This window comes from Microbispora sp. NPDC049633 (assembly GCF_040675265.1).
Classification (GTDB): domain Bacteria; phylum Actinomycetota; class Actinomycetes; order Streptosporangiales; family Streptosporangiaceae; genus Microbispora; species Microbispora maris.
Map to the genome: position 1 here is coordinate 1 of NZ_JBFAOO010000227.1, position 10891 is coordinate 10891.

A 10891-nucleotide genomic window follows, 5' to 3' on the forward strand; every position below is an offset into this window, starting at 1 on the left:
GCGACCTGGCCAACTGGCACACCGGCGCCCCCGACGCCATCCCCGCCGTGGGCGGCGCCATGGACCTGGCCACCGGCGCCAAGCAGGTGTTCGTCATGATGACCCTGTTCGCCAAGGACGGCACGCCCAAGCTCGTCCCCGAGTGCACCTATCCCCTCACCGGGCTCGCCTGCGTGAGCCGCCTCTACACCGACCGCGCCGTCTTCCACATCGGCCCCGAGGGCGTCACGGTGGCCGAGACGTACGGCACGAGCGTGGCCGAGCTCGCCTCCCGGCTGGAGGTCCCCCTACGCACCCTCGACGCGGCAGAAAGGACGAACCGGCTGACACCGTGACGACCAGGACCGACCGCGCGGCGCCTTCCGCGGCGAACCCGACAGTCCCGCGTACGGGGCGAGCAAGGCGGGCCTCAACGCGCTGGGCCAGTCGCTCGCCGTCGCCCTGGCGCCCCTCGGCATCGCGGTGGCGACCGTGGCGCCCGGCTTCGTCGAGACCGACATGACCGAGGGGCATCTCAAGGGACCGCGGGGGGACGAGATCCGCGCCCAGAGCCCGTTCGGGAGAGTGGCGAGGCCCGAGGAGATCGCGGCCGCGGTCCCGTACCTGGCGTCACCGGCCGCCGGGTGGGCCAGCGGCGCGATCGTCGACCTCAACGGAGCCTCCTACCTGCGTAGCCGAGCCGAGACGGTCAGTCGGGCGCCCAGTATTTGACCAGGACCTTCTCCAGCCTGCTCACGACCGGTCGCCAGGTCGGGGGCAGCGTGTAGCGGGTGGCCCGGTGGCCCTTGTAGTTCAGGCGGTAGGCGAGGAAGTCGGCCCCCTGCGGCGGAGGCTCGGAGCGGCCGAGCCGCAGGTGCTTCAGCGAGCCGCGCAGGCCGCGCCACTCCGCGGCGGTCAGGCATTTGCGGACGGTGGGTCCGGTGCGGCGGCTCAGCACGGCGCAGCCGTCGGTGTAGACGGCCACGCGGTCACGCAGCCCGGCGAACCCGCCCTCCTCCCGCAACTCCACGACCAGCTTCCTGGACGCCGTGACCGCCTCGGCGGGAGCCGTGACGGCCAGGACGGGCAGAGCCGCCAGCGGCAGCAACGCGATACGCGAAATCCTCATGCTCTCTATGACGCATCACGACGCCCTCCGGCTCAACGGAAACGTCCGGGCGAGGCGCGGGGTGTAGGGCGGCCGAGCCCGGGCAGGCGGGTCCGAGTCTCCGAGTCGAAAGGTGACGACAGTGAGCACTGCTACGGAACAGGACGTCATCGACCTGCTGCTGGCGCAGCACAACCAGATCAAGACCATGTTCGCGGAGGTCGCCGCCGCGCGGGGCGAGCGCAGGCGTGAGCTGTTCAACGACCTCGTACGGCTGCTGGCGGTGCACGAGGCCGCGGAGGAGCAGGTCGTGCACCCGGCGGCGCGGTCGAAGGCGGGCGAAGAGGTCGTCGAGGCCCGGCTGCACGAGGAGGACGAGGCCAAACACGCCCTGTCCGACCTGTACGACCTCGGCGTCGACCACCCCGAGTTCGACGCCCGGCTGGCCGCCCTGGAGAAGGCGGTCGTCGACCACGCCACGCACGAGGAACGGGAGGAGTTCCCCCGGCTGCGTCAGGAGACCTCCCCCGAGCGGCTGCGCCGCATGGCCGGTGCGGTCCGGGTCGCCGAGGCGATCTCGCCGACCAGGCCCCACCCGGGCGCCGGGGAGTCCGCCACCGCGAACATGCTGGTCGGCCCGCCGGTGGCCGTGTTCGACAGGATCCGCGACGTCGTACGGGACTGGCGGCAGTCGAACAAGGACTGACAGACGACCCGCCCGGTCCGGCGGACCAGAGCGGAGCGGCTTCGAAGCCGCTCCGGCCGGACCCGGACAGGCGCCGGGGGGACACCAGTGATGTGCGGGCCCGTCCGATGGACGGGCCCGCACGCCGCGCCCCCTCCCGTGGCCGCCTACCGCCTGCCGCGGTGCCGCCGGACGCGCCACGCGACCAGGGCGGTCACGACGACCGCGGCGAGAACGGCCGCAGCCACACCGCCGACGGCCGACCGCACCTGCTCGTACGCCGCGCCGGCGAAGAAGCCCAGGAGGGTGTAAGCGACTCCCCAGAGCACCCCGCCCAGGACGTTGAACAGGAAGAACCGCCGGTAGCTCATGCGCGAGACCCCGGCCAGGGCCGGCATCATGGCGCGCAGGAACGCGGTGAACCGGGCGAAGAACACCGCCTGAGGGCCCCACCGGCGGATCAGCGCCTGTGCCCTCTCCACGCGGTGGCGACGGCGGCGCAGGGCCCGCACGTTCAGGACCCTGGGGCCGAGGCTGCGGCCGATGAAGTAGCCCGCGCTGTCGCCGGCTATCGCGGCGAGCGTCACCACGAGCCCCAGCCAGTACACCGACAGCCTGCCCTGACTGGCGAGCACGCCGCCCAGGACGGCGGCCGTCTCCCCCTCTGGAACGCACGGAAGTTTGCACACGGACGGGCACCGGCACGACCGGCCTTCACACCGGCGCGGGCATACGTGAGAGGCGCCGCCCCTCCGACCGGGAGGGTGCACGGCGACCGACCATTCGCAGGAGGAGATGCCGAATGAGCACCGACGAGCGGGTCCTGAGTTACCCGATCCCCAACGACGCGGCGCTCGACCCGCCCGCCGAGTGGGCCGAGCTGCGCGCCACGTGCCCGGTGGCCCACGTCACGCTGCCCAGCGGCGACACGGCGACGCTGCTGACCCGGTACGAGGACGTCAAGCAGGTGCTGGCCGACCCGCGCTTCACCCGCCGGCTCGACGCACCCGACGCCGCCCGGTTGTCGGCGGACGGCGGCGGGGTGTTCAGCAGCGAGCTGGCGACGATCATCCCGGACAGCGGCGAGGAGCACCAGCACTGGCGGCGCCTGGTCGGCAGGTGGTTCACCGCCAAGCGCATGAACGCCCTGCGGCCCGCCATGATCCAGATCGCCGAGGAGCTCGTGGACGACATGGTCAAGCGCGGCGCGCCCGGCGACCTCAGGGCGAGCCTCGGCTTCCCGCTGCCGGTCTACGTCATCTGCGACATGCTCGGCGTGCCGGCCGCCGACCGGGACCGGTTCTCCTACTGGTCCGACACGCTGCTCAACCTGACCCGCTACGGCAAGGCCGAGACCGAGGCCGCCCAGGGCGAGTTCTTCCAGTACATGTCCGACCTCGTCACGGCCAAGCGCGCCGAGCCCGGCGACGACCTGCTGAGCGAGCTGATCACGGCCGGTGGCCCCGAAACCGGCGGGCTGGCCGACATCCAGATCCTGGTCACGGGCATGGCGCTGCTGGTCGCCGGGCACGAGACCACCGCCAACATGATCGGGAAGATGGTCTCCATGCTGCTGGCCGACGACCGCTCCCGGTGGGAGCGGCTGCTGGCCGATCCGTCGCTGATCCGCACCACGGTGGAGGAGTCGCTGCGCTTCGACGCCAACTCCGGCTTCGGCCTGCCCCGTTACCTGAACGCGGAGACCGAGGTCAGCGGCACGGTCCTGCCCTGCGGCACGACCGTGGTGTGCAGCATGGCGGCCGCCAACCGCGACGAGACCGCCTTCGAGAACGCCGGCGAGATGGACCTGACCCGAAGCCCGAACCCCCACCTGGCCTTCGGCTCCGGCGCCCACTCCTGCCTGGGGCAGGCACTGGCCCGCACCGAGTTGCAGGTCGTCCTGGAGGTGCTGCTGCGCCGGCTGCCGACGCTGGAGCTGGCCGTGCCCGTGGAGGAGCTGGAACGCGTGGAGGGGCTCGCCGTCGGCGGCCTGCGCGAGGTCCCGGTCCGCTGGTGATCCCTGACCACAGTGGCCCGAGCGGCAAGGAGGACATGGACATGAAGGTCGTCGTCGACGAGGCGAAGTGCTGCGGCGCCGGGCAGTGCGCGCTGATCGCGCCGGAGGTGTTCGACCAGCGCGACGAGGACGGCGTCGTCGTCCTGCTGGAGCCCGAGCCCGCCGAGGACCTGCACACCGCGGTCCGCGAGGCCGCCGCCGTCTGCCCGGCCGCCGCCATCCAGGTGGACGAGGACGCCTGACCCGGGGAGCACGCCCGGTGGTGCCGGGACGGACCGTCCGTCCCGGCACCCGGGAGGGCCTCAGCCCGCGGCCGGTGGCGTCCAGCCGGCCGGGACGCGGGCGATGCGGACGCGCTGCGGGTGGTCGCCGACCGGCACCGAGGTGATCTTCTGCCCGGTCGCGAAGTCGATGGCGGTGACCCGGTCGGCGCCGCTCTCGGAGATGACGCAGGCCCGCCCGTCGCCGCTGACGGTCGCCCAGTAGGGCTTGGACGCGCTCACCAGCGGTCCCTCCCGCAGCGTGGCCCGGTCGACGACGGTGGCGTAGTCGTCCATCGTCCCGGCGACGCAGAGCTTGTCACCGGCGGGGTTGATCGACAATCCGTGGTGCCGGGAGTCGTTGACCCAGGTGGTGCGGTCCTCGCTGGTGGCCGGGTTCTTCGGCAGGGTCTTGATCCGGGTGATCGTGTCGGTGGCGGTGTCGTACTCGGCGAAGCCGTTGAAGAACGAGACCTGGAAGTACAGCTTCGACTCGTCCGGGGTGAAGACGGCCGGCCGCACCGCGTCCGACAGGTCCTTGCGGCCGGAGGCGTCCAGGCGGTCGCGCATGTCGATGGTCCTGACGACCTTGTACGTCGAGGCGTCGGCGATCGTGATGTGGCGGTCGCCCTTCAGCCAGTCCTGCGACGGGCTGTCGAAGTCGTTGTTGACCTCGCCGATCGACATGTTCCAGATGTACCTGCCGCCGCCGGTGAAGACGTTCTCGTGCGGCTTGTCCCCCGTACGGAACGAGCCGAGCTGCCTGCCGGTGTTGATGTCCAGCACGTGCACGGTGTTGGACGTGGAGGCCGACACGGCGACCCGGGTCCCGTCGGGGGACACGGCCATGTGGTCGGCGCGGAAGCCGGAGACCGGGAAGCGCCATCGGATCGCGCCGGTGGTCAGGTCGACGGACACCACGTCGGCGAAGCTCGGGCGGGAGACGACCATGGCCGTGCCGTCCGGGGTGGCGTACATGTCGTCGACGAACTGGTCGTGACCCTCGCCCGGGCCCTGCCGGATGCCCAGGAAGAAGGCCAGCTTGATGGGGTTGAGGTAGATCTCGGCCAGCCGCCGGGCCTTGTCGGGGATGACGTTGATCCGGCCGATCCTGGCGAAGTCCCCGCTCGACTCGATGACGTCCGCGGTGCCGTCCCAGTTGTTGCCGACGAACATCACCTCGCGCAGTCCGTCGGCGGCGCTCGCGGGAGCGGCCGGAACGCCGCAGACGACGGCGCCCCCGACCGCCACGGCGGCGGCGAGCAGGGATCTGCGCAGGCGTGCGAGGGCCGAAGCGTGCATGTGCTTCCTCCGGGGGGTGGGAGGTGGGCGGTGAGCGAGCATGGCCGGCCGAGGGGTCCGCGCGCCTTCGGCGCATGGACTCGCACAAGTCTGAACATTGCGATATTCAGACTGTGTTACTGGATAGTAGGCACGTCTGACCTCCGCTACAAGGCCCAAAATTCATGACAACGGAGCGGAGGACGTGGTGGCGGGCAGGATCACACCGGCGGCGGGCCGGTACGGCGGCAGGCCCGCGGCGGAACGGCAGGCCGAGCGCCGCAGGCGCTTCCTGGAGGCGGCCCTCGACCTGTTCGGCGCCGGGCCCGGCTACCGCGCCACCAGGATCACGGACGTGTGCCGCGTCGCCGGGCTGTCCAGCCGCCAGTTCTACGAGGAGTTCCACACGCTGGAGGACCTGCTGGCCGAGCTGCACCTGTACGTCAACGACGTCGCGCAGCAGGCCGTCCTCGGCGTACTCCCCCAGGTTCGGCACCTGGAGCCCGTCGAACGCTGCAGCCGGCTGTTCCGCGCGTACGCCGCCGGAGCCACCGCCGACCCACGCCACACCCGCATCGCCTTCGTGGAGATCATCGGCGTCAGCCCCCGCCTGGACCGGCAGCGCCTGGACCGCCGGGCCCGCTGGATAGCCTTCCTGTGCGAGCAGCTGGACGACGCCGCGGGCCGCGGCGAGATCCCCGCCCGCGACTTCCGCGTCACGGCCGCCGCCTTCATCGGAGCGATCAACGGCCTGATGCACGACTGGGCCGTCGGCTGGGTCGACGCCACCCTCGACCAGATCGTCGACGAACTCCTGCTCATGCTCCTGGGCCGCCTCCAGGTCCCCGGCGACGCCGGCCCCGCCGGTCCGGATCCAGCCATTTCACGATAAGCAGTGGCGGCTCCTCCACCATGGCGTGAGATCCTGCGCCATCCACCCCAGGATCGAGCCAGGCCGCCGGAGACCGGGGAGACGACGTCGGCGCAGCGCTGTGGCCCGCGCGTTCACGCTGGCCGACCCCGTCGAGGTCGCGAACTACTTCCTGTGGCGGCAGAACGACTGCGTACGCAACAGCATCACCATGGCCGCCCAGGCGAAGTTCTCCCACCGGGAGCTCCACGGCAGGTCCACCGGGCAGACGCAGGAGATGCTGTGGGCCTGTCACGGCGTCAACTGGAACGACTACGACGCCGGCGCGAAGCGGGGCCGCGTCGTCGTCCGGGAGACCGGCCAGCGCGAGAGCGGCTACCTGGACGGCCGGACGGGAAAGGCGGAGACGATCCTCGTCACGCGGTCGTGGTGGGAGGTGCGGGAGGCGCCGCACTTCACCGCGGATCCGGATGGCCGGCTCGCCGCCGTGATCCCCGCCATGCCGTCGCTGACCGCCCGGTTCGTAGACGCACAGGATTCATACTTCCCTGAATTCAGGATGCTCTGTACTATCGTGGCGTGCTCACCATCGCTCCCGACGTCGAGGGGCTCGCCCGCTTCGGCCGCGCCCTGGCCGACCCGATCCGCTGCCGCATCCTCCTCGCGCTCCGCGAGGCCCCGGCCCATCCCGCCGACCTGGCCGAGCTGCTGGGCGTCTCCCGCACCCGGTTGAGCAACCACCTGGCCTGTCTGCGCGACTGCGGCCTGGTCGTGGCCGTGCCCGTCGGCCGCCGCACCCGCTACGAATTGGCCGACGAGCGGCTCGGCCGTGCCCTGGACGACCTGCGCACCGTGGTGATCACGGTGGCCGCCGACGGCACCTGCCCGGACGCGGCCGAGAAGGACTGCTGCCGATGACCGCGCTCTCCCTGGGCCCCCCTCCGGCCCGCCGCGACACGCTCCGGCGACGCATCCGGCTCCTGGTGGCCGCCACCATCACCTACAACGTGGTCGAGGCCGTCGTCGCCATCACCGCCGGCACCCTGGCCTCCTCGGCCGCCCTGGTCGGATTCGGGCTGGACTCCGTGGTGGAGGTCGCCTCCGCCGCGGCGGTGGCCTGGCAATTCTCCACCCCTGAGCACGAGAAGCGGGAGAAGACCGCCCTTAGAGTCATCGCGCTCTCCTTCTTCGCCCTGGCCGTCTACGTCACCGTCGACGCGCTGCGGACCCTGCTCGGCGCCGACGAGGCCGATCACTCCGTCCCCGGCCTGATACTGGCCGCCCTCTCGCTGGTCGTCATGCCGCTGCTGTCGTACGCACAGCGCCGCGCCGGTCGCGAACTCGGCTCGGCCTCGGCGGTCGCCGACTCCCGGCAGACCCTGCTGTGCACCTACCTGTCCGCGGTGCTCCTGGCGGGGCTGGCGCTCAACAGCGTCTTCGGCTGGTCCTGGGCCGATCCGATCGCCGCCCTGGTCATCGCCGCCGTGGCGGTCAAGGAAGGTCGCGAAGCCTGGCGCGGCGACGCCTGCTGCGCCGTCCCGGCGGCCTCGGTCTCCGCGCCCGCCGACGCCGCTCGGGACGACGGCTGCGCCGGCGGCTGCCGCTAACCTGACCCCCTGACCGGGGCCTCCCTCAGGCCCGGGTGCGTCGTTGAGAACAGGTAGCGCCTGCCAGGTGCTGCTGCCATGCAAGACAAGCTCGCATCGCACCTCGGGTATTCGCAAGATCGAGGATGCCAAGGGCCGGACTGGACCCACCAGGCGGGGTCAGACGTCCCTGACGACGGCGAACACCCCGCGGGCCTCGGCATCGTCCGGCAGGCGCCATCCGGCCGTGATGTGTCCCCGCGCCTCGGCGGCGTCCTGCGCGCCTGGGCTCAGGACGCGGTTCACACGCACGGCCAGCCGCTCCTCCGGCGCGCCGTCCGCGGCGGTGAGCACGACGACGTCGGTGCCGTGCGGCCCGTCGTCAGTGGTGGCCGACAGGATCGGGCCCCAGGCGGGGGTTCCGGTGAAGCTCCTGGTAACGGTGGGATCGGGGGTGTCGCTCTCGCTCTGGTGCTGCGGCTTCGCATCACCCCGGAACACGGCGAGGAGCTGGGCGAGGAGGACCGGGTCGTGGGTTCCGTCGTAGATCCATCGCCGGCCCAGGACCCCGTGCTCCGCCGTGCCGATGAGGGCGTGCTCGGCTCCCTCAAGCGGCGCCCCCCGATAGGTGAGCGGGACGTGGTAGGAGACCGGCCGGTCGCCGGCCGCGTCGTTGACCACCATGAACTCCATCCCGACCTCGCCCTCGGGATCGTCGAGCCGGAAGCCGCCGGCCTTCGTCAGCTCCGGCAGGCGCCCCGGCGCCTGGTACCAGGGCCGGGCGGGGAGCCACGACGTGAGCAGCTCCAGCTTGCTGGGGGTCAGGGTGGTGTGATGAATGACAGCCATTCCGCGCAGGCCCTCCGTCGGCGTCCCGTCACCGTGCTTGCTTCCCGGCGTCACCGTCCGGGGCCGATCATCGTCTCACACCGTACGGCGGCGGTGAGCGGAGACGTCCCCGGACGCGCCGCGCCGCGGCGTCGCGGAGTAGAGCCGAGGGCACAACGATCAATCGGGGCCTGTCGAAGCGGACTCGCGGACGGGCCGGGCCGGCGTGAGCTGGAAATCGGCCGCCTGGCGGGTGAACAGGCGGGCGTACTGTCCGCCGAGGGCCATCAGCTCGTCATGGGTGCCCTCCTCGGCTGTCCGGCCGTCGGCGAGGACGACGATGTGGTCCGCGTCGCGCACCGTGTTGAGGCGGTGCGAGATGAGAAGGCTCGTACGGCCGCTGCGGTAGCCGCGGAGCCGCTGGTGGACGGCGTACTCGGCCTCGGGGTCGAGTCCCGAGCTGGGCTCGTCGAGGATGAGCAGGTCGGCGGTGTCCGCACGCAGGAGTGCGCGGGCGAGGGCGACGCGCTGCCACTGCCCCCCGGACAGCAGCACGCCCTGGCCGGGGTCCCCGTCCTGTTCCGAGGCGAAGAATCGGGACAGCAGGGTGTCGTAGCCGCGGGGAAGGCTCGCGAGTGTGTCGTGGACGTCCGCCCGGCGGGCCGCCTCGTGGATCCGTTCCGGCCGGTCGAGGGAGCCGACGTCGCCCACGGCGACGTTCTCGGCCGCGGTCAGGTCGTAGGCCATGTAGTCCTGGAACACCGCGCCGATCCGGCGGCGCAGGTCGTCGGCGCGCAGGTCGCGCAGGTCGGCGCCGTCCCAGCGGACGCTGCCGCGCTCGGGGTCGTACAGGCGGCACAGGAGCTTGACGATCGTGCTCTTGCCCGCGCCGTTGAGGCCGACCAGGGCCACGCTCCGCCCGTACGGGATGGTCAGGTTCAGGCCGCGCAGCACCCAGGGGTGGCCGGGGTCGTACCGGAACCAGACGTCGCGGAGCTCGATTCCGTGCCGTAGCGGTGGCACGTCGCCGCCGGTGACGGGCTCGGGCAGGTCCGGCCCGATGGTGACGATGTGGGTGTAGTGACCGGCCAGGACGAGCGCCTCGTTCAGCTGGGCCAGCTGGATCACCACGCCGGACAGGGACGACTGCGTGCCCGCCACGGCGGCGGTGAGGACGGCCAGGTCGCCGATGCCGGCCTGGCCCGCCGCGATACGGGCGACCAGCACGATCAGCGCGGCCCCCGCGATGATCGTGCTGAGGGCGGTCAGCGCCCCGTTGTAGCGGATGGCGGTCAGGTCCACCCGGCGCTCCGCCCGCTGCGCGGTGCCCAGTTCGCCCAGCATGCGCCCGCGCAGGAAGCCGCCGATGCCGAACAGCCTGATCTCCTTGGCGGCCTGCTGGTCGAGCATCAGCAGCTGGTAGAAGACCCGGCGGCGGTCCGCGGGTGCTATCTCCCAGAGCAGGCGTGCGCGGTGACGGCTGAGCCGGAGCTGGATGACCAGTTCGGGCACGGCGGCCCCCGCCACGACGACCGCCAGGAGCGGGCTGAGTGTGGCGAGCGCGCCGAGGAGCCCGGCGATGGTGATACCGCCGCGCACCACCCCGAGCGCCGACTCGGTGACGAGCTGCGGGGTGGTCTGGGCGGACTGCTGGGCCATCTGGAGCCGGTCGTGGAACCGCGGGTTCTCCAGCCTGGTCAGTCCCTGCATGCGGCACACCGCGGTGAACAGTTCGTCGCTGGTGTGCCACGCGATGCGGCGCTGCTGCTCCCGCTGGACGTACCCGGACAGATGAGGCATCAGCGCGGTCAGGGCTCCGAGCGCGGCCAGTGCGGCGGCCAGGGGCGTCGTCGCCGGACCCGACCCGGTCGTCAGACGATCGATCAGGAGCTTGGTGAGCCACGCGACGGCGACGGGGAACGCGCCGTTCAGGACCGCCACGGCGAGCTGGGACAGCGCGAGCACGGGTCCGGCCCGCCAGACGAGCGCCAGGGTGAGCAGCAGCGGCTCGATCCGGGACCTCACCCCGGTCAGGTCCGGGACGGCGCGGCCAGCAGCCGCTCCGGCTCATGACCGCTGGCGTCGACGGTGACGCCGGGTCCGACGAGGAAGAACGAGGGGAAACCCGCGACCGCGAACGCGCTCGACATCGTTCCCCCCTCGCTCTCCACCACCACGCTCACCTCGTCCGCCAGCGCGGCGAGCAGCTTCGCGGGTTCCTCGCCGCCGACGACGACCACCGCCAGGGTCCGTACGCCGTCGGCGGCGGCGTCGCG

At 72.1% G+C, this 10891-nt stretch carries 13 protein-coding genes and 1 pseudogene; 8 read left to right on the forward strand and 6 right to left on the reverse strand.

From position 1 onward, the window contains the following. Together AB0J39_RS34360 and AB0J39_RS34365 are read left to right on the forward strand one after the other, a co-directional pair. Positions 1 to 335 (forward strand): CoA-transferase (locus AB0J39_RS34360; RefSeq protein ID WP_363472427.1); only part of this gene is annotated, 335 nt, incomplete at its 5' end. A 16-nt stretch (positions 336 to 351) separates the two neighbouring features. Then, positions 352 to 711, forward strand: a pseudogene (locus AB0J39_RS34365) (SDR family oxidoreductase); the annotation flags it as partial. Here the strand turns inward: AB0J39_RS34365 and AB0J39_RS34370 are convergent. Then, positions 689 to 1108, reverse strand: a complete 420-nt coding sequence (locus AB0J39_RS34370) for a hypothetical protein (RefSeq protein ID WP_363472429.1) — start codon at positions 1106 to 1108, stop codon at positions 689 to 691. The pseudogene AB0J39_RS34365 and the gene AB0J39_RS34370 sit on opposite strands and share 23 nt — an antisense overlap. Positions 1109 to 1229: 121 nt before the next feature. Between AB0J39_RS34370 and AB0J39_RS34375 the strand changes: the two genes are divergently transcribed. After that, a complete protein-coding gene (locus AB0J39_RS34375) occupies positions 1230 to 1793 on the forward strand; it encodes a hemerythrin domain-containing protein (protein WP_363472431.1) in 564 nt (187 codons plus the stop codon). Between the two features lie 146 nt (positions 1794 to 1939). Here the strand turns inward: AB0J39_RS34375 and AB0J39_RS34380 are convergent, their stop codons facing one another. Next, positions 1940 to 2461 (reverse strand): DedA family protein, encoded by a 522-nt coding sequence (locus AB0J39_RS34380; RefSeq protein ID WP_363472433.1) that lies wholly within the window; start codon positions 2459 to 2461, stop codon positions 1940 to 1942. Between the two features lie 113 nt (positions 2462 to 2574). On the opposite strand from AB0J39_RS34380, the gene AB0J39_RS34385 reads away from it, so the two are divergent. Next, positions 2575 to 3789 (forward strand): cytochrome P450, encoded by a 1215-nt coding sequence (locus tag AB0J39_RS34385; RefSeq protein ID WP_363472435.1) that lies wholly within the window; start codon positions 2575 to 2577, stop codon positions 3787 to 3789. A gap of 41 nt (positions 3790 to 3830) precedes the next feature. Continuing rightward, a complete protein-coding gene (locus tag AB0J39_RS34390) occupies positions 3831 to 4031 on the forward strand; it encodes a ferredoxin (RefSeq protein ID WP_363472449.1) in 201 nt (66 codons plus the stop codon). Positions 4032 to 4091: 60 nt separating this feature from the next. On the opposite strand, the gene AB0J39_RS34395 is transcribed toward AB0J39_RS34390, so the two are convergent. Further along, positions 4092 to 5351: a YncE family protein gene (locus tag AB0J39_RS34395; protein ID WP_363472437.1), complete on the reverse strand. Its 1260-nt coding sequence runs from the start codon at positions 5349 to 5351 to the stop codon at positions 4092 to 4094. 187 nt (positions 5352 to 5538) lie between these two features. Here AB0J39_RS34395 and AB0J39_RS34400 point away from each other — a divergent pair, with 187 nt between their 5' ends. The 3 genes from AB0J39_RS34400 to AB0J39_RS34410 all read left to right on the forward strand — a co-directional run bounded on the left by AB0J39_RS34400 (position 5539) and on the right by AB0J39_RS34410 (position 7808). After that, positions 5539 to 6222 (forward strand): TetR/AcrR family transcriptional regulator, encoded by a 684-nt coding sequence (locus AB0J39_RS34400; RefSeq protein ID WP_363472438.1) that lies wholly within the window; start codon positions 5539 to 5541, stop codon positions 6220 to 6222. A 558-nt stretch (positions 6223 to 6780) separates the two neighbouring features. After that, positions 6781 to 7119: a metalloregulator ArsR/SmtB family transcription factor gene (locus AB0J39_RS34405; protein WP_363472440.1), complete on the forward strand. Its 339-nt coding sequence runs from the start codon at positions 6781 to 6783 to the stop codon at positions 7117 to 7119. Next, positions 7116 to 7808, forward strand: a complete 693-nt coding sequence (locus AB0J39_RS34410) for a cation transporter (RefSeq protein ID WP_363472441.1) — start codon at positions 7116 to 7118, stop codon at positions 7806 to 7808. The genes AB0J39_RS34405 and AB0J39_RS34410 overlap by 4 nt, the downstream gene beginning before the upstream one ends. Before the next feature lie 159 nt (positions 7809 to 7967). Here the strand turns inward: AB0J39_RS34410 and AB0J39_RS34415 are convergent, their stop codons facing one another. The 3 genes from AB0J39_RS34415 to AB0J39_RS34425 form a co-directional block, all read right to left on the reverse strand. Next, positions 7968 to 8636 carry a 1,4-alpha-glucan branching protein gene (locus tag AB0J39_RS34415; protein ID WP_363472443.1) on the reverse strand — a complete coding sequence of 223 codons (669 nt, stop codon included), beginning with the start codon at positions 8634 to 8636 and terminating at the stop codon, positions 7968 to 7970. Positions 8637 to 8795: 159 nt separating this feature from the next. Then, complete coding sequence (locus AB0J39_RS34420) at positions 8796 to 10640, reverse strand: ABC transporter ATP-binding protein (RefSeq protein WP_363472445.1); 1845 nt, start codon at positions 10638 to 10640, stop codon at positions 8796 to 8798. Positions 10641 to 10645: 5 nt separating this feature from the next. Further along, on the reverse strand, positions 10646 to 10891 hold a 246-nt coding region (locus tag AB0J39_RS34425), incomplete at its 5' end, for a hypothetical protein (RefSeq protein WP_363472447.1).

Bases quoted from the DNA above. Each gene is read 5' to 3' on its own strand.
- AB0J39_RS34370 (WP_363472429.1), bottom strand. From the start codon at position 1,108: ATGAGGATTTCGCGTATCGCGTTGCTGCCGCTGGCGGCTCTGCCCGTC.
- AB0J39_RS34385 (WP_363472435.1), top strand. From the start codon at position 2,575: ATGAGCACCGACGAGCGGGTCCTGAGTTACCCGATCCCCAACGACGCG.
- AB0J39_RS34390 (WP_363472449.1), top strand. From the start codon at position 3,831: ATGAAGGTCGTCGTCGACGAGGCGAAGTGCTGCGGCGCCGGGCAGTGC.
- AB0J39_RS34395 (WP_363472437.1), bottom strand. From the start codon at position 5,351: ATGCACGCTTCGGCCCTCGCACGCCTGCGCAGATCCCTGCTCGCCGCC.
- AB0J39_RS34410 (WP_363472441.1), top strand. From the start codon at position 7,116: ATGACCGCGCTCTCCCTGGGCCCCCCTCCGGCCCGCCGCGACACGCTC.
- AB0J39_RS34415 (WP_363472443.1), bottom strand. From the start codon at position 8,636: ATGGCTGTCATTCATCACACCACCCTGACCCCCAGCAAGCTGGAGCTG.